This is a genomic window from Edaphobacter sp. FHG110511_03 (assembly GCF_059115365.1).
The window spans coordinates 538,389-563,820 of record NZ_JBZYWL010000002.1; the positions used below are offsets into that span (position 1 = coordinate 538,389).

Consider the following 25,432-nt stretch of genomic DNA (forward strand, 5'->3'; position numbering starts at 1 on the left):
CGACGTTACGTGCTCAGAAGAGATCGGTACCGGTGTCGCGGCTGTGATCGAGATGAGAGGGAGGTAACTATCGCAGTTCATCCTATTCATCCTGATACTGAAGATGAACGAGACATGCTCACTTTGTGCAGAGCATGTTTTGCCATCGTGAGTCAAAACAAGATAGTCGCTTCCCGCGTCCCGGAGTTTCTTCGCAAACTCTGGAGGGTCCTGCATTCGCAGGATCCTAATCCCAGGTTAAGTGGCCAGGAGCCAGAGCCTAATCACGGTCATGGATGAAGCTCGGGATTGAAGACTCACGGGCGGGGTATCCCCCGTACTATTTTGCGCAAAGTATTCAAACAAAGCGACTTAAGCCAGGACTTCCCAAGCAAAGTCTTTTGTTTGAACACTTTGCACATAAATTATTCAACATAAATGATTTATGAAGAGAGGTAGGCATCTTTGCGCTCTTTCCTCCTCTCTCTCTATTTTACCGGGATCGAAGCGACGATTCGGCATCTTAAAGACCATTGGCTCGGTGTAGATAACTCCTTTGCTTTCTTGATTTAGCTCTCGAACGACAGACAGGCTGCCCTGAAGGGGGCTTGACATAGGTTTTACCCAGTTGATTCAACCCATTTGAAGGTACATGGGCGATCGAGTGGTAATGATCACGAATACCAGAGGACGATCCGCTGAATGAGCTTCAGTGGAGCTGGTTAGGGGATGTTGGTACTTTCTTTGTGAACCTGGGTCCGTGTTCTCGATCCCGGGCAGCATTTGCCAGCTGTCGACCGACTTTGTTCCACATGCGCTGGAAGAGAGAACCACGACGTCGCAGATTACCAGCGACAGCACGACCGATAAGCTGATCAATATTCCTGTGAGCCCAACATCGATGCCAGTTCCTTGGGACTTTTAGTTTGCAAAAAAACCTGGTAACCATGACTCACCACGCCGGTTCTCCCCTTCCCTGCCTCGTTGATGACGTTCTCGCGGTAGAAGCCGGTTCCTCCCCTGGGATGAAGTTGCAGCCTAATTGAGAAATCTGAAAGGTCGTAGTCTTAGCTACCTCGAACCCTTCTTTCTATAAGAGACGCTAACGATGTAGTAACAGGCCCGCGGCGATTCTCTGTAGAAAATCAAGCTGGCTCTTCTCTTCAGGTTGGTTCGGAGGGATATTTCTCTTTTCCGCAAAGCCTATTCGCTCATGCACAATCAGCGCCTTCGTTGAGGATTCGGTGATCACGTACACTTGGAAGTCGATATTGGCATCTGAACTTTTGAGGTTATACCTACTGTTCGTTGCCAGCATACATCTTGGAGCCAGCGCATTTTGGATAAGACGAAGACGTACCCAGAAGGATTCAGTGGATTTGACGCGTTATCTGAGGACGCTCGGACATTTCTTGCCGCGATTATCGATTCGTCGGATGACGCAATCATCAGCAAGGATGTGAACGGGATGATCTCCAGTTGGAACGAAGGCGCTCATCACATTTTTGGATATACGGCTTCCGAGATCGTAGGGCAATCGATTCTGCGACTCATTGCACCGGAACTGCACAGCGAGGAGGAAAAGCTCCTTGCCAGAGAGCACGTTGAGCACTACGAAACAACTGGAATCAGCAGGAATGGAGAGAGATTTCCAGTCTCCATAACCATCTTTCCGATGGGGGATGGTGCCGGGATCATCGTTGGCACTTCGCAGATCGCCAGAGATACCTCTGAATGGCTGCAGGCTGATGAAAGCCGCTTTCGGCTAGCTGCGATCGTTGACTCTGCCGACGATGCCATCATCGGCAAGACCCTGAATGGTGTTATCACCAGTTGGAACAAGGGCGCCTTCCTTCTTTTTGGCTACACAGAAGACGAAATTATAGGACAATCCATCTTGCGGCTGATTCCAACCGAGTTGCACTACGAAGAGGACGAGATTCTCCGCAAACTCAGGTCGGGCGAAAAAATCGAACACTATGAGACGACGCGGCTCGGCAAAAACGGAGAATCCCTTGATGTCTCGGTGACGATCTCCCCGATCCGCAACAGTGTAGGCGAGATCATCGGCGCGTCTAAAATTGCACGCAATATTTCCGACCGGAAAAAGATGGAGAAGATTCTCATCCAGTCGGAGAAACTTGCGGCGACCGGCCGCATGGCAGCAGCCATCGCCCATGAGATCAACAACCCCCTCGCATCCGTGATGAACCTGATCTTTCTCGCCCGTCAGAATTCCATGACAAGGGAAGAAGTTCAGAATTTCCTTACTACAGCCGAAAGCGAGCTCGAACGCGTCTCCCACATTGCCCGGCAGACGCTCGGCTACTACCGGGACAACGGATCACCGATGGAGGTTTACCTCCACGACTTGATGGAAAACGTGCTCTCTGTCTATCGGAGCAAGTTGCTCGTTCATAATGTCAGCGTGGAAAGTAAGTTCAATGATCTACGCAAAATCAAGGTTCGCTCTGGAGAGATCATTCAGGTGTTCTCAAATCTGGTGTCAAATGCGATCGACTCAATGCCGCAGGGTGGCACCTTGTCGATCTCTCTTTCTCGGACGATGAAGATGGAGAGCGATGGTATTCAGACGATCATTAGCGACACCGGGTGCGGCATCAGCCGCGAAAATCTCAGCAAGGTTTTTGAACCCTTCTTTACAACCAAGGGAAACCTTGGAACGGGAATTGGGCTGTGGGTAGGAAGACAGCTTGTCGAACGTCACGGGGGTCAGATCTCTATCTCCAGCACCGTTGATTCTCGACGGAGCGGTACCATTGTTACGATCTACCTGCCTTTTTGAGGTTTAGAGGGAAAATCGAAGAGTCCCAACGGACCTGAGGCCGATAGCTGAGGAGGAACAAATTGGCGACTGAGGCATGGGAATATTTTCTTCCGGATGAGCCTGTACGGCGCGCTCCAGGACCATCGGCAGCTGAATCCGATCGTGTAGAAGATGATCCGGTCACACCTAGAGTTCTTATCGTCGATGATGAAAGACTTCTCGCCGATACAACAGAGGCTATCCTCCGTTCTGCCGGCTTCAGGACAAGGACGGCGTATGACGGTTGGGAAGCACTGGAAACAGCTCGTTCGTTTCATCCCGATTATCTTCTCACAGACGTGATGATGCCAGTTATGAATGGCGTCGAGTTAGCGATCGCAATCACCAAGATGCTTCCGAGCACAAAGATACTACTGTTTTCCGGCCAAGTGGGAACCTCAGACATTCTCCAACAAGGACATTCCCAGGGTTACGAATTTCCATTATTGGCGAAGCCAGTTCATCCATTGCGGCTCATTGAAGCTCTGAAGGGTATTGCCTGACAGTGGTCCGTTTCAATCATCGGTATTCCCGCGAACTGTATTCCTTCACGCCAACCGTCTGAACCTGAGAAGGAAATTGAGCGACGCGACCGATAGGCCAATTGGTAACATGTCGCCATCTGACAATTGCTAACTTTGAACCTATCAAACGGAGGTAAGGATGGATCGCAGGTTATTTCTGCAGAATGCAGTAGGAACGGTCGTAGCAGCGTCGCTCCCCGATGCCGGTTTTGCGCTTGATCCGGCAAAGCAGGAGAAGATGATCGGCATTCAAGTAGGAGCCGTCTCCTTCGCTGACGAGGGCGTTTCGAAGGTTCTCGACGAGTGTCAGCAGAGCGCTTCTGTCAACACGCTATTCGTCGCCACCTTTACGTACGGTCGGGGCATCGCCGGACGTCAGGTACCCGGGCAACCGCTGCCCGATCACGGTAGCCAGAAGTACGACACCGACACTTTCTTCGGAGGTTCGTATACCAAGGTCAATCCGAAGTATTACACCAATACAGCCTTCAAAGACTTTCGGGCACCTGATCTTGGAAGCTTTGACGTACTCGAACAGGTGATTCCCGAAGCGAAGAAGCGCGGCATGAAGACGATCTGCTGGTATGAGGATGTGTTCCGTCGCGGCCTGCCTAATATCGAGAAACTGCAAGAAGTCGAGCTTTCGGGCAAAAAGGCTGTCACTCTCTGCTTCAATAATCCCGACTATCTATCCTGGCTTCAGGATATCGCCGAAGACTGGTCTCGGTCGTACGACATCGACGGCATCATGTGGGGCTCTGAGCGTCAGGGAGCTTTGTCTAATGTTCTTGGTGCAAGTCACGGTCATCCGCAGCCATCGACCGCCACATGTTTCTGCGAGTTCTGCTACGCGAAGGCACGTCGCCAAGGCGTCAATCCGGAGCGGGCCAAACAAGGCTTCCTTGAACTCGAAAAGTTTGTGTTGGCAAGCCGCAAGGGTGTTCGTCCCGTCGACGGCAGCTATGTCGAATTCTGGCGTCTGATGTTGCGTTACCCTGAGATGCTGGCATGGGAGAGTTTGTGGACTTCCAGCCTGCGTGAGGCGCAAAAGGCAATCTACGATCGAGTGAAGGGGATCAACCCTAAGCTCGGCGTCGGCTGGCATGTCTGGCATAACAACTCGTTCAATCCCATCTACCGTGCGGAGCAGGACCTCGCGGAGATGGCTCCTTACTCTGACTTCCTGAAGATTGTCATGTATCAGAATTGCGCTGGCGAACGCATGGCAGACTATATCAACAGCGTCGGAAGCTCATATCTCTCGGATGTTCCGAAGCAGGAGCTCCTGGAGTTTCACTATCGAGTGTTGGACTATGGCAAAGAAGCTGAACTGAAGGAGCTTCCCGCAATTGGCTTTTCTGCAGACTATGTCTATCGCGAGACGAAGCGCGCTAAAGAGGCGCTGAAAGACTCAAAAACAAAGCTGTGGCCAGGTATTGATATTGATATCCCGACGGCGAACGGAAACGCCAAGTGCACATCGGCTGGAACCAAAGCTGTCGTGCTTGCAGCATTCCGGGGAGGAGCGGAGGGCGTGATCCTGTCGCGTAAATACTCCGAGATGAAGCTCGAAAATCTGCGGGCGGCTGGTGTGGCACTCAAAGAGATCGGGCTTAGCTGATGCAAATCTTCGATTAAGCAAATCGCGGCGAATTCTCACTGCCGGTAAGCTGACTTCCGAGGACTCATCCATGATGCTGTTGGCGCCGGGGCTAGAGCCAACTCGCCCTGACAGAATCAAAACGAGTAGCACGCGACGGTTGCGGTCCTTTTTGTGGTCATAGAGAGTTAGCGCTCGGTGCCCGGTTTCGTATTGAACCAGATGCCATTGGGAGCATCGGAGCGCGCCGCTACGATGTCCGGCCAACCGTCTCCATTGAAGTCGGTGAAGGCCACGCCGTATACGGTACCCTTGCCGTCGTTCCAGGGGACCTCGTGGAACGTGCGGCCATGCCCGGCGTTGAAGTAGACCGATCCGGGCTTCTCCACGTAGCCCACGATGATGTCCGGCCGCTTGTCGCGATTCAGGTCGGCGATCGCCAGGCAGTACGGCGGCCGCTCCGGGCCGGGAAGCCGGATCGATTCTCCGAAGTTGCGGCCGCCGCGATTGAAGAGGATGAAGGTCGCTCTGAGGCGTTCATCTATGATCGCTAGATCCGGCCGCCCGTCGCCGTCGAGATCGCCGGCCGCGCCCATGCGAATCCAAGCTTTGGCTGCCCCCACCTTGGTCGAGGTTGGGAAGTGCCCCTTGCCGTCGTTCCAAAGCACGATGCTTTGCCCGCCGTCGCGATGAGGCACGAACAGATCGAGCGCTCCATCGTCATCGAGGTCCGCCGCTACGATGGATGTTGCCGATTCTGTCGGGAGCGCGTCGCATGCTGGAAAACGGCCCTTGCCGTCGTTGAGGCAGAGGAAACTCGGAGTGGGGATGTGGGGGCCTTTACCGGGTTTTCCGTCTACCAAGTCCGGATAGTCGCCGCGGTTGGCGGCCACTATGTCTGGATGGCCGTCGCCGTTGAGGTCCGCCAGGGTCACGTACCGTGTGCTCCACTTGGGATCGCCGAACGTGCCGAATTCAGTGAAGTGGCCCTTGCCGTCATTCAGGTAGACAAGTTTGCGATCAGGCGCATCGTTGCTGACCACAATGTCCAGCTGGCCGTCGCCATCGACATCGGCAAGCGCTGCTGAATAGGTGCGATCGGGCCTCGCCCCCAGGTTACTGGTGATGAAGCCGCCATGGCCATTGTTCAAGAGCACTCGATTGAAGAGCGGCCAGTGCCGCCCTTTGCCAAGGACGATATCCGGTAGGCCGTCTCCGTTGAGGTCACCCACGCTCACGCCGGCTGAGGTTTCCCCTTTCTCTTCAAGCAGCAGAATGCGTTCGAAAGAACGCAGTACCGGGGTCGATGCCGGTTGCGCCTGAGCTAACAGAACAGCTGCAAGCAACACCGATGCCAGCGAGCCTACCTTCTTATCTTTGAAGCGCAGGTCAAGAACAGGCTCGGACACCATCGCCTCCATATAGACCGACTTGTAACGATGCCAGTAAATACGATGATTTGGTCTTTCGCAAAACTTGACCAGTTTTGTCAGTAAATCGTAGAAAAGCACTAAGCAGGCATAGCTTATTCTTACAGTTCTTTTATGCTTTTTTAGCTAAAGAAAAACCCCGGCTCTTACGCAATCTTTATTTTTTACTTGCTAGGATCAGATCTTGATGTAGCTGCCACGGATTACCACATTTCGAGACAGCACATTAGGAGCTTATGACAGAGTCTGAGCAATATTTTGTAATACCGACCCACCGATTACGAGATGTAGGAGAAACGATCCATGAATACGATGAACATTTTTGGAGGAATGGGCACTCCCCACAAATCATCATATTCGACGATTCCACACCCGCAAACGAAGAAAAATATCTACCTCTGCTAGAACAAATTCATACCCGATCAGAACTATTCTATGTCGGTCCCCGCGAAAAAGAAGCATTTCTCAGCTACCTCAATTCCCGCCTCAGAAACAAGCGCTTAGAACCCCTGGTTAAAAACATCTTCCGGCCTAGTTACGGGGGCAATCGGAATTATTCCCTCATGTACTCACTCGGTGGATTAATGGTCAGTTCCGATGACGATATGCGTCCCTACTCGTTGATGGAAGATAGTCCGGAATCTCTCGATGATGATGAGATTAGTCGAGGTCGCCTGCACAAGGTCGGAAAAAACGGCTATGTACGCAAGTCGTTCGACATCATGTCTGCCTTCTTCGACGTGTTGGGGAAACAGGCCTCCGAAGTGCCCGACAATTATGAGCGCGGCGAGCTTCTGATCGATACGGCGATGGACCTGGAAACAAACGCCACAAAAGGACTGGCCACTGATAACACCTTGACTCTACAGCGAGGACAGGTCCAGGATGACGCCGTTGTCAAAATTGCACAGACTTTTCGTTCCGGAACGAACGATATCGACGCGATCGACTTTGTCGACATGTTCCTTGACGATGAGCAGCAGACAAGCCTCGACAGCTTGAATGACCTCTATGTCCTCGTCAACTTTCGTCCGGTACTTACAAACAAGAACTGGCGCATGGACTGTGGTGTGGCAGGCTACGACAATACCTTTGGTCTTCCACCCTTTTTCCCGACGAGGTTGCGTTTTGAAGACTACATCTACAGGATGTGGATTCAGCAGGATGGTATGGTTGCAGCCCATGTAGATGCCGCTCAACACCATACAAAAAGCAACTACATGCGGAACCCACCAGCATCGGAAGTCCTTAATGAGGAGATTGCAAATTTCCTCAAAAGGAAGATCAAATCGTCCATCACAAGCATTGATGAGCTTGGCGTTGCATTTGACTACGCTGGTGAAGTTACTGCACAGGATGCGGAAGAAATTCTGGAAAAGATCACCGCGTTACACCATCGCGCCTTAAAGACACAGGAGCGAGCAAAGAGTCAGGAACGTAAAGACTCCTTAAGGCTGTTCGCTGCAAATCTTGAGAAGGCCTTCTATGGTTTTGAGTCAGATTTTTTTCAACACAATCTTCTCCGGATCGTGGACGATTCGATTGCTGCCATCAAGTCATCTCTTGAATTGTGGCCCACTCTCGTTGAGATTTGCTATTTCCAAAAACGCCGCAGCGGCCTTCCGATGAGAAAGATCGGACAAAGTACTCGATAATTGGAGCGATGAGATGCGCATAGCACAGGTGGCGCCTTTGTTCGAAAGCGTTCCACCGGCTCTATATGGTGGATCTGAACGAGTCGTTTCTTGGTTGACGGAAGAACTCGTTCGGATGGGACACGAAGTAACGTTATTCGCGAGCGGAGACTCCCAGACGAATGCCAGGCTTGTCCCAGTTTGCGATAAAGCTCTTTGGAGAGATCCTCAATGTCGCGAGACTCTACCACATCACATTCGCATGATGAAGCTTGTATTTGACGATGTTTCCAGATTCGATGTAATTCATTTTCACTGTGATTACATCCACTTCCCGCTTGTCCATCATTATCGATGTCCCAGCGTTACAACTCTTCACGGGATGATTCATCCCCATGATTTAGAAAACTTACTTCGAGAGTATCCTGATGTTCCGCTTGTTTCCATCTCAAACAGCCAACGAGGCGCTCTAGAAAGTGCAGCATGGTGCGGAACCGTGTATCACGGACTACCGGAAGATCTGCATGCATTTAACCCTGAACAGAATGGGTACCTAGCCTTTCTGGGACGCATTTCGCCCGACAAGGGTGTAGATCGCGCGATCGAGATAGCGCGGCGTACAGGATTGCAATTGAAGATCGCAGCCAAGATCTATGACGAGGACAGGCGCTACTACGAATCGATCATCCGTCCGATGCTCGACAGTAACGTTGGCCTTGTTGAGTTTGTGGGCGAGGTGGGGGGGACAGCCAAAGATGAATTTCTTGGCGGAGCCCGAGGACTTCTCTTTCCCATCAATTGGCCTGAACCTTTTGGACTTGTGATGATCGAGGCCTTGGCTTGCGGAACTCCGGTGATCGCATGGAACAACGGTTCGGTGCCCGAAATAATCGAGAATGGGGTCAATGGCTTTATTGTCGACAGTCTGGAAGAGGCTGCCTCCTGCGTGCCGATGCTGGGCAAGATCCGGCGTGAAGATTGCCGCCGTACATTTGTAGCAAATTTCTGCTCCCATAGAATGGCGACCGACTATCTCCGCATCTATGAGAAGGTCGCGCGAGGTTTGCACTCTTCTTTGAGTGAAGAACAATTTTCCCTTGCTGCAATGAGGTGAGGCGATGAGTAATATGACTACTTTGAACATTTGCGCGATGCTGAACTCGCAGTCTGACGCTAATGTTGCGACAAATGACCCACAACATATCTTGGCAAATGCCGAGAGGGCCAGTAACCGTGTGCGCTCGCTCAAGCATGGGGACACCTTTGCCGTCTTTGATCACCATGGTGATATACGTCCTGCCGCAACCGGCGAAGACGGCCTTTACTACGACGGAACGCGATTTTTATCTGGCTTTGTGATGGACCTGAATCGTGCAACTCCTATGCTCTTAGGTTCTACGGTGCGCGATGACAACGATCAACTTGTTGTGAACCTAACGAATTCTGATCTATTTCAGAACGGAGAGCTTTATCTAGCGGCGAGTTCGATCCATATATCGCGGAAGATATTTTTATTTGAAGCGACTTGTTATTCCGAAATCAAGTTAGAGAACTATGCTTTCGAAGCCGCGGAGATAGTTCTTTCTCTTCGTTATTGCGCGGACTTTATGGATATATATGAGGTTCGCGGTATGTCCAGAAAGAGGCGTGGCATTCATGGTGTTCCAGAAGTGGAGAAAAGCGCAGTTACGTTGCACTACGAGGGACTCGACGGAGAAGCTCGTTCAACGCATATCGCCTTTGATAAGGCTCCCACGGAGATAAGCAAATCGCAGGCGTCATACCAGATCAGGCTGGAGCAGGGTGCGAGCTTCGTGATTACGACAACGATTGCCTGTCAACGTGCTTTACGCGGAAGGGCAAAACCGCTTGAAATTGATAAAGCCCGAGTGATGGTCCTTTCAGAGATTCACGCGCAGAAGTCAAACTCCTGTTGCCTGACATCTTCAAATGGTCAGTTCAATGCGCTGATGGATCGTGCATTATCTGATTTGCACATGATGATTACTCCGCTGGCAACCGGACCCTATCCGTATGCAGGGGTGCCATGGTTTAACACCCCTTTCGGAAGAGATGGGCTCATTACGGCTTGGGAATGTTTGTGGATGCGCCCGGACCTCGCAAGAGGAGTACTCGCATATCTCGCTGCTACGCAGGCGACAGATGTCATTGCAGAGCAGGACGCGGAGCCAGGCAAGATCTTGCACGAGACTCGTAGTGGCGAGATGGCTGCGCTGAAAGAGATGCCGTACGGCCGTTATTACGGAAGCGTCGATGCCACGCCACTCTTTGTTGCGCTGGCCGGCGCCTACTATGAACGAACAGGCGATATCGGCTTTATCGAAGAGATATGGCCGAATATAAATGCTGCTTTGGAATGGATGACACTCTACGGAGATAAGGATGGGGATGGGTTTCTGGAGTACCAGCGGAGCTCTGCCGACGGCTTGATTCATCAAGGCTGGAAAGATGCGGACGATGCTGTCTTCCATTGGGACGGTTCTACTGCAGAGGGTGCGATTGCACTTTGCGAAGTACAGGGATATGCCTATGCAGCCTTTCGAGCTGCTGCAAAACTAGCCCATGCTCTCCGTCATAAGGTCGACGCTATAGAGTTCGTGCGCAAGGCGGAACGCCTACGAAACCGGTTCAATGACGAGTTTTGGTGCGAAGAGATGTCTATGTATGTGATGGCTCTGGACGGTGATAAGAGACAGTGTTGCGTTGTCAGCTCGAACGCAGGTCAGTGCCTCTTCACTGGCATTGCAACTCCCAGGAGGGCTACTCTCGTTGCGGAAAAGATGCTATCCAAGGATTGCTTTTCAGGCTGGGGCGTCAGAACGATAAGCAGCTCTGAAGCCAGGTTTAATCCGATGTCGTACCACAATGGGAGTGTATGGCCACATGACAATGCCTTGATCGCACATGGGATGGCCCAGTATGGATTGGGTCAGAAATCGGCGCGGGTGTTTGAAGGGCTCTTTGGAGCAGCTATGTACTTCGATCTGCATCGTATGCCTGAGCTGTTTTGCGGATTTTCACAGGAGGCTGGAGGCGGTCCCGTACTTTATCCAGTGGCATGTGCACCGCAGGCCTGGTCTGCAGCTTCGCTCTTGATGCTTTTCCAAGCATGCCTTGGAATCCACGTTGACGGAATCAAAAAGCAAGTGATCCTGGATCGACCTACCCTTCCCAGCTTCCTGAAAGATGTGCGAATTACCAATCTTCAGGTGGAGGATGCGACCTTGGATTTCGACGTAGCTGGGATTGGTGATGATGTCAGCGTGACGGTGAGGTCGAATGTGAGCAATATTCCTGTGGTTATTATGAAATAACACGTGGTTGAGCGTACGCACAAATGGACAAGGGCTGGAAAGCGCCGAACTGGTGGTCCATTGCTGTTCAATCTGTAATGAGATGACAGCTATGATGGCGGAGTGCGATTTCATCTGGCCAGCCTTGTTGAGGACTTTCGCCGGCACGCTGGGAAGGCTGCGGTCGTGGCCCATCGCGGCAATCGGCGCTATCCGACAACGTACGGTGAGCTTGCGGAGCTTGCTGGGCGGTCTGCTGCCGAACTCGACCGGCGCGGAATAGCCCCGGGTGAACGGGTTGTGCTCTGGGGCGAAAACTCAGCGGAATGGCTTGGTATTTTCTTCGGCTGTCTACTGCGCGGAGTGGTCGCGGTTCCACTGGATGCGGCGGGTTCAAACGAGTTCGCTCACCGCGTCGTGAAGGATGTTTCGCCAAAGCTAATCGTGGGCGATCACGGGCTGTTGACCTCCATAGAAAGCGATGTTCCTCGGCTGTCGTTCTCAGAAGTAAACGCACGGTTGCCCACCACACCAATATTCGCAGTGAGCGATGCGGTCAACGGGCAGACGCCGTTTCAGATCATCTTTACATCAGGGACAACTGCAGAGCCGAAGGGAGTCGTCCTTACGCATCGCAATGTTCTTGCGAGCCTGCAACCCATTGAGGCCGAGATTGACAAATACCTGAAGTACGAGCGGTGGGTGCATCCACTGAGATTTCTGCACAGCCTGCCGCTGAGCCATGTCTTTGGACAGTTCATGGGCATGTGGGTACCTCCATTACTCGCAGCGGAAGTCCACTTTAGTGAACGGCTTGAACCGTCGCGGATAACGGAGCTTATCCATCGTGAGCGTATTTCGGTCCTGATTGCCGTGCCGCGCGTTTTGCATCTGCTACGGACGCATCTGCTGGCGCATTACGGTTCGCTCGCACGAGAGCTGGAACGAGCAAAGGACCTCTCTATCTGGAAGCGGTGGTGGCGCTTCCGGCAGGTGCATCTCGATCTCGGGTTGAAATTCTGGGCCGTCATCTCGGGCGGAGCGACATTGCCCGCCGATCTGGAAGATTTCTGGGGCAGGCTGGGTTTCGCACTGATTCAGGGGTATGGGATGACCGAAACAACCGCGCTTGTGACGCTCAATCATCCATTTCGTATTGGACACGGAACGATCGGTAAGCCTTTGCCGGGCCGTGAAGTTCGCATCAGTGACGACGGCGAAATCCTGGTGCGCGGAGACATGCTTGCAGAAGCGACGTGGCAGGGAGGCACAATGCGTCAGCGCGAGGGCGAGTGGCTGACAACCGGGGATCTGGCGACGAAGAATGAGTCTGGAGAACTGAGATTTCTCGGTAGAAAGAATGAAGTGATCGTCACCGCTGCAGGGATGAACGTGTATCCCGCGGATCTCGAAGAGGCGATGATGAAACTCCCCGGAGTACGCGGATGCGTCGTCGTGCCGTGCGAGACCCTAAGCGGCCCAGAGCCGATCGCAATCGTGCTGTTTTCGGGACGCGATGACGAGCTTCACGCAATGGTCGGCGAGGCGAACCGCGAACTGGCAGAGTATCAGCAGATCCGGCGAGTGCTGAGATGGCCAGATCCACAGTTCCCATATAACTCGATGGGAAAGCTGTTGCGCAGAAAGGTGGCAGAATGGGCCTGCGCGGTACTCTTGAGCCGCCAACAGGGAGAGCCTTCGGGAGCCGTCCCGGGAGGGGATGTGCTGCTCACTATGATTGCGGAGATTACGGGCGTGTCTCTTTCAGGTGCTAATGACGGGTTGCGGTTGTCGGAGGATTTGCATCTAGACAGCCTGGGCCGTATGCAATTGCGATCGGCACTGGAGCAGCGATTCGGCCTGGAACCTGAGGACGATACTATCGTCGAAGTTGAGACTCTGGGTGGTCTGCGGGCATTGCTCGATTGCAAAGAGGGAACGGGCCTTTCGTCGCAGACGGCTGGTACTGCGCCGGAGACCGGTCCTGCTCCGGTAAATCCCGCCGACGTGACGGCGACTGTGTCCCAGCCAAACGAGCGAGATGCGTCTGAGTATGTGTTTCCGCGATGGCCGTGGAGTTCGCTGATTCGTGCAGTTCGGATTGTCTTTCTCGAACTGATAATGCGCCCGCTGATTTGGTTGCTCGCCGCACCACGGATAGTGCACGAGACGCCTGATCTGCCACTCGGGCCGATACTCGTTATTACGAATCACGTGACCGCCTACGATGGCGCGCTGGTCTTGTACGCTCTGCCGACAAGACTGCGGCGACGGGTTGCCATTGCAATGTCGGGTGAGTTGCTTATGGACCTTCGCAAGGGGCGAAACCAGCAGAGCACGCTTCGTAATATGCTTGCACCAACTGGGTACTGGCTTGTGACAGGATTGTTCAATGTATTTCCTCTGCCGCGGCTGCGTGGGTTTCGAAAGAGTTTTGCGCATGCAGGCGAGGCAATGGATCGAGGCTACTCTGTACTAATTTTTCCGGAGGGAGCCCGCAGTCCCGATGGGCTGCTGCACCCGTTCAGGCCGGGAATCGGTCTCCTGGCGCAGCAGTCGCGGGTGCCCGTTGTGCCGGTAGCGTTGATCGGGCTCGGTGAGATGCGCGAACGCAAGATTCGATGGTTCCGTTCAGGGCAGTTGCAGGTGCGTGTAGGCGAGGCTATGGCCATCGAGGAAGGTGCAGAGCCCGCGCAACTGACGGCAAGGCTCGAGGAGAGCGTAAAGCGACTTCTATCCAAAGAATGAATATTTGCCACGTTGTACCCCCAAGTAATGTCAATGAAGCTCTTGCTTTGACAGCGTTTCGTATGATTTTCTGCATGCGGTAGAACAGGAGTGACAATGAGCGTCCTACTTGGGCTGACCGCGCTACTCCTGGTCGTGTTGCTTATTGGGGTCCTGTTTCAAACCATAGGTTCGGCGATTGATCGGCGACGCTATCCTCCACCGGGTAGGCTTGTTCCCGTGAAGGGAAGCCTTTTACATGCATATTCGGAAGGCGAAGGTAAGCCCACGATTATCTTGGAATCAGGCATCGCAGCTTCTTCGCTGAGTTGGAGAGCGTTGCAATCGGATCTAGCGCGGTTTACTCGTGTAATCAGTTATGATCGCGCGGGCTTCGGGTGGAGTGAGGCTGCGCGCACTCCGCGCACGATCGAGAATTTAGTCTCCGAATTAGAAAAGATGATTGATGCTCTTCAGATCGCCGGGCCGCTCATTCTGGTTGCACATTCCTTTGGCAGTTTGATTGCCCGTAGATACTGTTATCGGAATCTCGATCGTGTCGTCGGGCTCTTGCTACTGGATCCTATTGATTGTGAGCATTGGCGCACGCTACCCCCCAGAGGCAAGAAACAATTGGCACTTGGTGCCAAGCTTTCGAGGCGCGGTGCCTGGCTGGCACGAGTAGGTGTGGTTCGTCTTTCCTTGATGTTGCTGTCAGCAGGAGCGAGGACGCTACCGAAGTGGATCGCACGCATGGCAAGTGGCAGCGTAGAGAGCGTCATCTCGCGCATCACTGCCGAGATCAGCAAGTTGCCGAGCGAGCTTTTGCCTGCGGTACGCACGCATTGGTCGCGGCCGCAAAGTTTTGAAACCCTGGCCTACTATCTTTCTGAACTTACTCGTTCCATGAATGAAGTCCCTTACGCCTCGCTCGGTCATCTTTTGCTGATCGTGATTTCAGCCGAGAGTGCGACTGAGTCAGAGTTGAGGGAGCACCGCAAGCTGGCTGCACTCTCCAGCATAGGCGAACACGTGATTGCGAAAAAGAGCGGTCACTGGATACAGTTGGACCGCCCCGATCTGATCGTTAGCTTGCTGCAACGCTCTTATGGAGTGTTTCGAAAGCCGTCTGTCTCTTCCCTTTAGAGGTAAAACCTAATCCCCTGTTTGATCGTTGCGCTCATCTGAGCCTCAGTTTCCGGTTTGCCCATGCTCCAGGAGCAGGTACGCAGGTCACTTCCGCTATGCCGCCTTCCGAGAACTTATTAGCGGTTCAATGCCCCGGTAATGCTTCCTCCTTCCATTTATTTTCCAGTTCCTATTGCATTCCCATAGGAAACGGTATAAATATTCCCTATGGGAATCGCATAGGAGAGGCCATGGGCGAGAATAAAGCGGATATATGGAAGGGCACCCTCGCACTTATGGTGCTCAAAACGCTTGAAGCGATGGGGCCGTTGCACGGTTATGGCATTGCACGGCGCATCGAACAGATCAGTGGCGGCCTGCTTTCTTTGAACTACGGCACCCTTTATCCGGCGCTTCTAAAACTCGAACAGGAGGGAGCGATCACATCCGAATGGGGAGCATCGGAAAAGAATCGCAAGGCCAGGTTCTACAGCCTCACTCGATCGGGTCACAAACTGCTCCAGCAAGAGGCGCGAGAGTGGGAGCAGGCCACCATCATCCTGGCCCGCTTTCTTGCACCGGCTCAGGAGGCGCAATGAAAACTTGGCGAGCCTTATGGAGACGTTTGGTTGGCACCTTCCGCATGCAAGAGGCAGAGCGGGAGTTCGCCGCCGAGCTTGAGAGTCATCTTGAGATGCATATCGAGGACAATCTCTGTTCTGGAATGGCCCCGGGCGAAGCTCGACGCCAGGCTCTCATTCGGCTGGGAGGGATGGAACAGACGCGGCAGTCCTACCGCGAGCAACGATCTCTTCCCTGGGTCGAGAATCTCTGGCACGATATCCGTTTTGGCCTGCGCATGCTAAGAAAGAGTCCGGTCTTCACTACGGTGGCGGTCCTTACCCTCGCGTTAGGTATTGGAGCCAATACAGCCATCTTTTCGATCGTGAACGGAGTTCTGCTCCATCCTCTTCCCTTTCCGCATGCCGAACAGCTCATCATTCTTCATGAGAGCAAGCCGAACTTCGAGTTCGGTGGCATCTCTTTTCCTAACTTCAAGGACTGGAGAAGAGAGAACCACTCCTTTTCCTCCATGTCGGTCTCGCATGGATACTACTTCAGCCTTACGGGGAAGGGTGAAGCCGAACTGGTCGATGGTCAATATATGACATCAGGTTTCTTTGAGACTCTGGGGATTAAGCCTCTTCTCGGTCGCACCTTTACGGAACAGGAAGAGATCCCCGGAGCTGCGCCCATTGCCCTGATCAGCGAAGGACTATGGAAGAGAAAGTTCGACGCGTCACCCAATGTGTTGAGCAAGGCCATCTCTCTCAATGGGAGATCGTATTCAATTATCGGAGTTATTCCTTCGAGCTTTCATCTCACGATCTGGGGCATGGCTAATCGTGACGTTTACGTTCCCATGGGGCAATGGAATGCCCCTGGGCTCCTGGCTCGGGATGCCGGCATGGGTCTTCGTGCGATTGCGAGACTCAAACCGGGTGTAAGCATCGAACAGGCCAAGGCTGACATGGCCCGAGTTTCCCAGAACCTCGCCAAAGCCTTTCCAGACGTCGACACCGGCATTGGTGCCAGTCTGGTTCCTATGAAGGAACAGATCGTAGGTGACGTTCGACCGTTTCTTTTGGTGATCATGGCAGCGGTAGGTCTTGTGCTAATGATTGCATGCGTTAACATCGCCAGCCTGCTCCTTGCACGTTCCACTACTCGTACGCAGGAGTTTGGGATTCGCGCGGCACTGGGAGCCAGTCGCACGCGCATGATCCGTCAACTGCTCACGGAGAGCCTCCTGCTATCTATCGCGTCTGGAGCACTTGGACTTGTCATTGCTATATGGGGAACTCACACTTGCCTCAGACTTCTTCCCCAAACGCTACCGAGAGCTGAAGAGATCGGACTCGACCTTCGGGTTCTCTTTTTCACCCTGGGCATCACGCTTCTTACCGGAACGCTCTTCGGCCTGTTGCCGGCGTTCAGAACATCTCGAACCGATCCTCACTCTGCACTCAAAGCAGGCGGCCGCGGATCGAGCGCAGCACGTCATCGAACGCAGAACATCTTTGTCATCTCCGAGATGGCAATTGCGTTGGTTCTCCTGATTGGTGCCGGTCTCATGATTCGTAGTCTTCAAGAGCTATGGAAGGTGGACCCTGGCTTCAACCCGCGAAATGTCCTGATATTTGGCTACACTCTTCCACCTTCCATGATCGGGGGAAACCCAACCGCAATACGGTCTGCCTTCCGTAACTTCGATGAACAGATTGCGGCTATTCCCGGAGTGACCGCCGTCTCACAGTCATGGTCCGCTCTCCCCATTGACAACGAAAATGATATCCAGTTCTGGCCGGACGGTCAGCCAAAGCCTGCTTCCACTAACGACATGAAAGGAACGCTCTCTTACAGCGTCGGACCGGACTATCTGAAGGTCATGGGAATCCCCCTGAAGCGCGGTAGATTCTTTACCTCACGCGACGACGAAAAGTCCCCTCTCGTTGGTGTTATCGATGAAGTCTTCGCGCAAAAATACTTCGCGGGACAGGACCCGATCGGAAAGCACATCATGCTCGCCGATGGCGATAAAAGGGTCGAGATTGTCGGCGTCGTTGGCCACGTCAAACAATGGGGACTCGACGCCGACGATACCAATCCATTGCGAGTGCAACTCTACACATCCTGGATGCAAACTCCGGATGATTTTGTGCGCCTCGCACCCTCCGGCATTCAAGCCGTGCTGCGGTATCAGGGCGATCTTACACAGGTCTTCAATGCCATCCGCCGCACCGTTGCACAGAACAGTCACGAGCAGATCTTCTATGATGTCCACACTATGCAGAGCAGCCTGTCGAGCTCTCTAGCTCAACGGCGTTTTGTCATGATCCTCCTCGGATCCTTCGCAGTCCTGTCTCTCCTGCTGGCCAGCATTGGCGTCTATGGGGTCATCGCCTATCTGATAGAACAACGCTTTCAGGAGATCGGAATCCGTCTCGCGCTCGGGGCCCAACGCACACACATCCTGGGTCTGATCTTGTGGCAGGGCATGCGACTAGCTTTGATCGGGATCGCAGTCGGGATCGCTGCTGGCCTTGTGCTGACCCGCACGATGGCCCAGATGCTTTATGGCATCAGCGCCACCGACCCTGGCACCTTTATCGGAGTTGCCGCTCTTCTCATGCTTGTCGTCGCAGCGGCTTGCTATATTCCCGCACGACGAGCTTCGCATGTCGATCCCATGCAAATCATCCACTCGCAATAATGACTCCGAGGATTCCATACTCTAGAGAAACCCAATGAGAGATTCTGCCATTGGCGGTGGGTAACACGTGTAAGCCCCCATCAGCAGGCTGACGCCAAGATATTTTTCGACAGTAAAATCAATTTCGCTAAGAAAGCACTCCGTCAAATTGCGTCACGGACCTCGCACGGGCAGCCCCTTATTGCAAACCGCAAAGTTTAACTTGGTGATGCTTCACCTTGCCTTCGCAAGAAAGTCCTGAAAACTCCCTCGACAGAAGTTTTTTTTCGATAATTTCCTTGCGACCACCGATCGCAAAGGCTTATGATGCCGCGCGTTACGATAACTCTTGCTCGGCGGTCATGAGGGCCAACATGGATCGTTTTTTTCTGATTCCCACTTGTGGGGAACCTGCGGCAGTTTTGCGCGCTAGAGCGCTTAGCCGATTATTTCTGTTTCTTATCTTGCTTACAGCCCTGCTGCTTCTCTTCACCAGCAATGTGGCGATCGCGCAGGACAGCACCGCAACGATTCTTGGAAACGTTACGGACCCTACGGGAGCAGAAGTGCCCAAGGCAGCAGTCGCTGTCACAAATCTGGAAACCAACGTCACAGTGAATACGATGACGACCGACTCTGGAGCTTATACAGTCCCGAATCTGAATCCCGGCAACTATTCAGTGGTAGTGAAGATGTCGGGCTTTCAGACAGCCAGCATCACGAACCTGACGGTCTCCGCCGGTGACCGCCGCCGTGCAGACGCGACATTAGTCGTCGGTGCCGCGAATGAAACTGTAGAAATCACCACGTCCGCGCCGGTGCTGCAGACGGATACGTCTTCGATCGGTAGCAATGTAAGCAACCGCGCAGTGCAGGATCTTCCGCTAAATGGGCGTAACTTCATCAACCTTGCGCAAATCATTCCGGGGGCCACAGAGGGCGCGCCGAACAGTATCAGCAGTGGCACACGTCCGGACGATCGCCGTCCGACGTCATCCGTGTCAATTAATGGGCAGTCCGAGGTGTTGAACGATCAGTTAGTAGACGGCCTGGACAACAATGAGCGTGTCATTGGGACCATCGGTGTGCGCCCGGCGATCGATTCCATCCAGGAAGTCCGCATCCTTACGAACTCTTTCTCGGCGGACGGCGGCCGCGCAGGCGGTGCGCTTATCAACGTCATCACCAAGAGCGGCACCAACAATTTCCATGGCTCCTTGTACGAGTTTTTCCGCAACGATAATCTGAATGCGTACGCCTACCAGTTCGGTGCGCACGCTGCGAAGCCTCGTCTACGTCAGAACCAGTTCGGTGGCAGTCTTGGCGGCCCTATCTTCAAGGGCAAGGCTTTTTTCTATGGTGACGCGGAGTTCTTTCGTCAAATCCGCGGAGGTTTGCCTACCTCACTAACAGTGCCGACTCTGTATCAACAGCAGCACCCAGGTGACTTTTCAGATGCAATTCCGGCCAGTGGTTGCGCTACCGTCGGCGCAAGTGTCTCCGATCCAACTCAGAGCCAGACGACCGGCTGCGTCTACGATCCTGATCCGACACATGTGACCGGTCTCAACGGCTACTCCGGTACTTCGCAGTATTTACGCACGCCTGTATCCGGCAATAAGATTCCGAACGGTTTTATCGATCCGGTCGGTCTTGCATACTTCAAGCTGTACCCTGCACCCAACACCGGTTCTAACCAATACGTTGGCGTCCGCAACAATGAGCAGTACTCCACGGTGTATGACGTGCGTGTGGACTATCACTTTAATGACAAGAATCTTCTGTTCGCGAAGTACATCATCAACGATGTGTACACAGTCTCGCCAGGTTCACTCCCCATCTCGAACGCAAACGGCTTCCCTATCGATCCACAGACCGGCAATGGCTTTGGCACCTCGCCACAGCTGGCGCGCAATGCCACGCTGAACTATACGCATACGTTCTCACCCAACCTGCTCATGAACCTGGGTGCAGCCTGGACGTATATCAACAATGCGTCCTATCCACTTAACTACCAACAGAACCCAAACACCAGGTTAGGGCAGCCAAACCTGAATGTCAGTACGCTGACGTCGGGCCTGGCTCTGGCGTTGCCTACGGGATTGACAGGCCTTGGCAATGGTTCGAATTTCGTGCCTTTGCAGGACAAAGACAATACCTATCAGGTGATGGGGCAGGTGATTTACAACCGCGGCAATCACTCCATGCGCGCGGGTGCAGCACTTATCCGCCGTATCGCGTTGAACATTCAGGACAATCAGGGCGAGGGTAGTTGGACTTTCCGGACCGGAGGCCCCGGCTTGCTCGAAGGAATCTTCTCGGCAGCGACACGCAACGTGAACCTCTTCCCACCGTACTACCAGACCTGGGAACCGAGCGTGTATCTACAAGATGACTGGCATGTCGCCTCAACCCTGACTCTGAATCTCGGTATCCGGTACGACGTCTATACACCCTTTACCGAGAAGAATAATCACATCTCCAATTTCGACCCGAGTTGCATCTGCATCCTGCAGGCTGGCCTTAACGGTGTGGGACGTACGGCCGGTGTGAAGACGGATTACACCAATGCCGCACCGCGCATCGGTTTTGCCTACACTCCAAAGCCAGGCCTGGTGCTGCGCGGTGGCTTTGGTCTGGCCTTCTTCGCCAGCAACTACCAGTCGCCCACAAATTTGAAGAACACACCGAACATCTCAATCTACGGTAACTGCTCGACCGTGCAAGCGGCAGCGGGTACCAGCGGCTGCAAACCGGCGTTTGCCCTGTTCCGACAAGGAATGCCTACCCCCAACCAGAATCCAAGCACTGTGGGTTCAGGCATCGTCGGTTCTATTCCAGCAACCATCGACAAGAACTTCGGATCGGGCTACCTCGAGCAGTTCAACTTGACGGTGCAGAAAGACTTCAAAGGCAACGTCCTCACGGTGTCATACGTGGGTGGGTTGGGCCGAAGGCTTTCAACCGGCTTTGACATCAACCGCGCTCCTCTGAACACCAGTGGTAGCCAGACACTACGACGGTTCTATACGCAATTGCCGAACGTGACGACAATCACGCAGACCTTAAGCGCTGGTGCTTCTTCGTACCATTCGTTGCAGGCGAGTTTTGAGCGCCGCTTCTCGAACGGCTTGGGCTTCAATGTGAACACCACGTGGGGTCACCTACTCGACAACGCTCCGAACATCAATGGTCAGAGCGGCAACGGCGTGGGCCAAATCTTGGCCAACCAAAACTACGCCGATTACGGCAATGGAGATCTGGATATCCGGAACCGCGTAGTGGTAACAGGCAACTACAACCTGCCCTTTGGCAAAGGAACGAATGGAATTCGTAATGCGCTAACTGCGGGCTGGCACCTGAACGTATTGAATCTGTGGTCGACGGGCCTTCCGTTCACCGTGTTGAATGCTTCGAACATCAGCAATACCAGTCCAGGCGGATCGGCAGATCGCCTGAATGTGCTCAGCGATCCCTTCAAGAATGTGCGGCGAGTATCGAATAATCCGCAGTTCTTCAACGGCAACACCGATCCGTCAAAGGGACCTGTCGCCTTTGCACCGCAGGCGTCCGGCACACTGGGCAATGAGAGTCGCAATCCTTATCACGGACCGCACTTCCGTCATTGGGACATGTCGGTGTTCAAGGAGTTTAATGTGTACCGTGAGACTAGGCTGCAGTTTCGAGCCGAAGCATTCAACGTAGCCAACCAGGCTAGCTTCTCGAACCCCGCAACTGGCGTGACCACACCGTCCACATTTGGTTCAATCACCTCCACTCTTCCGTCATACCAGCCACGTCTCGTCCAGCTCGCACTCAAGTACGAGTTCTAGATAAGGAACTATTGACGAGAATTCACTAGATTCCTGAAATACAGCCTACGCGTACGAATACGGTGGGGAAACACTGCGTGCTTGCGTCTATTCACAACAAAAGGACACTCTTTACTACAAGGAACTTCTTACTGGGCTAACCCATCGGTGGAAAACAGCCTCTCACCACAGCAGCTTGCGTTCAGTGCTTGCTGGAATGGTCGTGGTTTGGATAAACATAGGTCTCGAAGAAAATGGGGAGCGCTCCCGCACGCGCCTTCCATTATTCTTATCGCTCATTCAGGAAGCTCAAGGAGATTGACTATGAGGCTTACAACGCCGTCAGTAACGCGACGTTCTGTTCTTGCATCGCTCGCAGGGTGCGGCGGTTACGCGCTTGGCCAAAGTTACCTTCCAGGCATTCCCAATATCGGAGTAAAAGGCGAGAACAATCCGCAACGCACCGAATGCGGAGTCGGCGCACTTATGCCCTGGGCTGATGGCCTCTACGCCGTTACCTATAATTCCAGCGGCAAGACCACAGGCAACGGACTCGGGCTGTATCGTATTGACGACTCCCTCAAAATTGAGGGGCTTGACATGCCAAATGGTGTTTACGCCAACCGCTATATCCATCATGCGTCCAACCAGTGCATCATCGGACCGTACATCATTGATGCGGGAGGCAAATGGCGACGAATCGAAGGACTCGTGGAACATCGCCTGACCTCAACAATGCCACACCTGACTGACCCCCAGAACCGCGTTTACTTTCAGACCATGGAAGGCTTTTTCTTCGAGATGGACATCGGAGATTTGAAACCGCGCCTACTCTTTAATCTTTCAGAGATCATGAAGATTACGGAGCAGCCCCATTTCAAAGGGGGATTCACAGCCCAGAATCGCGTCGTAGTTACGAACAATGGCTTCTTCAAGTATGGCCAAAATCAAGCAGGATTGTTTGAGTGGGAGGGGGGAAAGACGTGGCGGCGCATCTCAGATAAACCCCATATGGATGTCGCAGCACGGCAGAATATGGGAAGTGTCATGTTTTGCAGCGGGTGGGATGAGAAGTCTGTCCTCTTCCGCGCACTCGTCGAAGGGCAATGGCAGTTATATCGTCTGCCGAAACCGTCGCATGCATTCGAGCAGGGATGGCAGACCGAGTGGATGCGCATTCGTGAAATCGAGACGGAGCATTACATGATGGACATTCAAGGGATGTTCTACGAGTTACAGCCCATCGCCTTTGAGGGTCATATCTGGGGCGTGAAGCCTGTCTGCCAACACCTTCGCACGATTCCCGATTATTGCAGCTTCCGCGGTATGCTGGCCCTCGGTGGAAATGAAACCTCTCCCAATGGCGACAACAACGCCGTGGCCGGCCAGCCACAGAGCGGCATTTGGTTTGGCAAATCAGACGATCTGTGGTCCTGGGGCCGCCCGCAGGGGTGGGGAGGTCCGTGGCGTGAAGAGATAGTCACCGCCGGCGCGCCTTCCGACCCGTTTCTCTTTCTGAACTTCGAGCACAAAATGTTGCACCTTCTTTCGGAGAAGAGCACAACCGTAGACATTGAGATCGACTTCCTCGGGAATGGCACCTGGGTGAAATACGAGACAGTGAAGCTTATTGGCGGGCAATACCATCCAGTCATCTTTCAGGATGGATTCAGCGCACAGTGGATTCGTTTGATTCCGGGCGCCTCTTGCAAAATGACAGCCGAGTTCATGTTTACTTGATTAGCCGGATCTCGAGTCAACTAGCATTAAGGCAATAAGATCGAGAGAGAATATCCTTTACAAGGCTCTCGTCCAAAAGGGAAACCTGATCATGTCTGCCCCCAAACTATCTGATATTGCCAAGCGTGCCGGCGTCTCCGTTGCGGCAGTATCGATCGCTCTGAATAATAAAGAAACCACCCGCGTCAGCCCGGCCAAGCGCGAGCTGATTCGCAAGATCGCCCACGATCTAGGCTACTCTCCCAACGAGTTGGCCAAAGCATTAGCCGAGCGTCGGACCCGGCTCCTCGGCCTGATGGTTCCCATGAAGGATCCGATCTTCTTCAATCAATTCATTGCGCAGGCTCTCTCCGGAATTCAGGCCACCGTTATGCGCCGCGGATATAACTTGCTCATCTATTCCCCCTCAGGTCGACCGGGCAGAGCCACGCGCGATCAGATCCTCGAGAGCCGCTTCGCCGACGGTCTAATCTTCATCAACACGCGCTCCTGCACGGCGCGCGACATCAACGACACCATTCACGAGCTTGATACTGCCAAAATCCCCTTTACGATGATTAACTCCTATTACGGCAGGGCTGCAATCAATTATGTCGGCGTCGATGATACGGCGCTCGCCGAGGCCGCTGTACGATATCTCGTCGAACGCGGTCATAGAAAGATAGCCTTTCTCAGCGGAGCGGCAACTCTACCCACTCACATTCATCTATTGCACGGCTTGCGGCGAGGAATGGCGGCAGCGGGGCTTCAGTTGAAGCCGGAATATATCGGATGCAGCAACTACGATCCAACCGAAGCGTTCACCATTCTCGATAGCTGGTTCGCGCGACGCAAAGAGCGTCCCACGGCAGTCTTTACCGCTGATGACTCGTTGCTTGTGCATATGTACGACTACGTTGAAGCCCGTCAGCTGAGTGTTCCCGACGATGTAGCAATCCTGACCCGCGCGAACTCGGCAAATGCAGGGGGTCTTAGACCACGTCCTACCGCCTTCTTTGTTCCCACCTTTGAGATGGGACGACTTGCGGCCGACATGCTGATTCACTCGATAGAAAGGCCGGAACAGGAGCGGCAGCGGGTTCTGTTGCCCTTCACCTTTGCCGAAGGCCGAACCACATAGAGATCAGAGAGTTTCCTGCAGTCTGCAAACACCTGTCCCAATGCTGCAGAATCTATCTGCTACCAATTTTTCAACAACTCTTCAGACAACTGACTTCGATAGATCGTGCCGTTTTCGCTGACATCCGGGAACTCCTCTTCGCCTTTGAAGGCGCCGCCTTATAGAAATTACTTGACAATGCTAAAGGCCCGAATCTACTCTCCCGGCTGACGTTAAACGATTAACTTTGCTGGAGCCAAATTATGAACCCCCTACTCCTCTCCCGTTCACGCCGACCGTCTTGTTTGCCTTCTGGAGATATCGATCGCTTTGTGGTCCACACACAACGCCCTCTTGCTTGCAAG

The 25,432-nt window shown here is 53.4% G+C and carries 14 protein-coding genes; 13 read left to right on the forward strand and 1 reads right to left on the reverse strand.

Features of this window, described 5'->3' with window-relative positions; genetic code table 11:
- Positions 1 to 1,318: 1,318 nt before the first annotated feature.
- The 3 genes from AC5S26_RS11680 to AC5S26_RS11690 all read left to right on the forward strand — a co-directional run bounded on the left by AC5S26_RS11680 (position 1,319) and on the right by AC5S26_RS11690 (position 4,951).
- Positions 1,319 to 2,785 carry a PAS domain S-box protein gene (locus tag AC5S26_RS11680; protein WP_494185066.1) on the forward strand — a complete coding sequence of 489 codons (1,467 nt, stop codon included), beginning with the start codon at positions 1,319 to 1,321 and terminating at the stop codon, positions 2,783 to 2,785.
- Positions 2,786 to 2,847: 62 nt separating this feature from the next.
- Positions 2,848 to 3,309, forward strand: a complete 462-nt coding sequence (locus tag AC5S26_RS11685) for a response regulator (protein ID WP_494185067.1) — start codon at positions 2,848 to 2,850, stop codon at positions 3,307 to 3,309.
- Between the two features lie 160 nt (positions 3,310 to 3,469).
- The gene (locus AC5S26_RS11690; protein ID WP_494185068.1) at positions 3,470 to 4,951 is read left to right on the forward strand and encodes a hypothetical protein; all 1,482 of its coding nucleotides are present in this window, start codon (positions 3,470 to 3,472) and stop codon (positions 4,949 to 4,951) included.
- Positions 4,952 to 5,118: 167 nt separating this feature from the next.
- Here AC5S26_RS11690 and AC5S26_RS11695 read toward each other — a convergent pair whose 3' ends face one another.
- A complete protein-coding gene (locus tag AC5S26_RS11695) occupies positions 5,119 to 6,342 on the reverse strand; it encodes an FG-GAP repeat domain-containing protein (protein WP_494185069.1) in 1,224 nt (407 codons plus the stop codon).
- A 254-nt stretch (positions 6,343 to 6,596) separates the two neighbouring features.
- On the opposite strand from AC5S26_RS11695, the gene AC5S26_RS11700 reads away from it, so the two are divergent.
- The 10 genes from AC5S26_RS11700 (at position 6,597) to AC5S26_RS11745 (ending at position 25,088) form a co-directional block, all read left to right on the forward strand.
- Positions 6,597 to 8,015, forward strand: a complete 1,419-nt coding sequence (locus tag AC5S26_RS11700) for a hypothetical protein (protein WP_494185070.1) — start codon at positions 6,597 to 6,599, stop codon at positions 8,013 to 8,015.
- A gap of 13 nt (positions 8,016 to 8,028) precedes the next feature.
- Positions 8,029 to 9,108 carry a glycosyltransferase family 4 protein gene (locus AC5S26_RS11705; protein ID WP_494185071.1) on the forward strand — a complete coding sequence of 360 codons (1,080 nt, stop codon included), beginning with the start codon at positions 8,029 to 8,031 and terminating at the stop codon, positions 9,106 to 9,108.
- A gap of 4 nt (positions 9,109 to 9,112) precedes the next feature.
- Positions 9,113 to 11,329 carry an amylo-alpha-1,6-glucosidase gene (locus AC5S26_RS11710; RefSeq protein ID WP_494185072.1) on the forward strand — a complete coding sequence of 739 codons (2,217 nt, stop codon included), beginning with the start codon at positions 9,113 to 9,115 and terminating at the stop codon, positions 11,327 to 11,329.
- Positions 11,330 to 11,431: 102 nt separating this feature from the next.
- On the forward strand, positions 11,432 to 14,056 hold the full coding sequence (locus AC5S26_RS11715) for an AMP-binding protein (protein WP_494185073.1): 2,625 nt from the start codon (positions 11,432 to 11,434) through the stop codon (positions 14,054 to 14,056).
- A gap of 96 nt (positions 14,057 to 14,152) precedes the next feature.
- Positions 14,153 to 15,181: an alpha/beta fold hydrolase gene (locus AC5S26_RS11720; RefSeq protein ID WP_494185074.1), complete on the forward strand. Its 1,029-nt coding sequence runs from the start codon at positions 14,153 to 14,155 to the stop codon at positions 15,179 to 15,181.
- A 233-nt stretch (positions 15,182 to 15,414) separates the two neighbouring features.
- Entirely contained in the window at positions 15,415 to 15,762 is a 348-nt protein-coding gene (locus AC5S26_RS11725) for a PadR family transcriptional regulator (RefSeq protein ID WP_494185075.1), read from the forward strand.
- Entirely contained in the window at positions 15,759 to 18,437 is a 2,679-nt protein-coding gene (locus AC5S26_RS11730; RefSeq protein WP_494185076.1) for an ABC transporter permease, read from the forward strand. The genes AC5S26_RS11725 and AC5S26_RS11730 overlap by 4 nt, the downstream gene beginning before the upstream one ends.
- A 353-nt stretch (positions 18,438 to 18,790) precedes the next feature.
- Positions 18,791 to 22,249, forward strand: a complete 3,459-nt coding sequence (locus tag AC5S26_RS11735) for a TonB-dependent receptor (protein ID WP_494185077.1) — start codon at positions 18,791 to 18,793, stop codon at positions 22,247 to 22,249.
- Positions 22,250 to 22,552: 303 nt separating this feature from the next.
- Positions 22,553 to 23,968, forward strand: a complete 1,416-nt coding sequence (locus tag AC5S26_RS11740) for a hypothetical protein (RefSeq protein ID WP_494185078.1) — start codon at positions 22,553 to 22,555, stop codon at positions 23,966 to 23,968.
- A gap of 91 nt (positions 23,969 to 24,059) precedes the next feature.
- A complete protein-coding gene (locus AC5S26_RS11745; RefSeq protein ID WP_494185079.1) occupies positions 24,060 to 25,088 on the forward strand; it encodes a LacI family DNA-binding transcriptional regulator in 1,029 nt (342 codons plus the stop codon).
- Positions 25,089 to 25,432 lie beyond the last annotated feature (344 nt).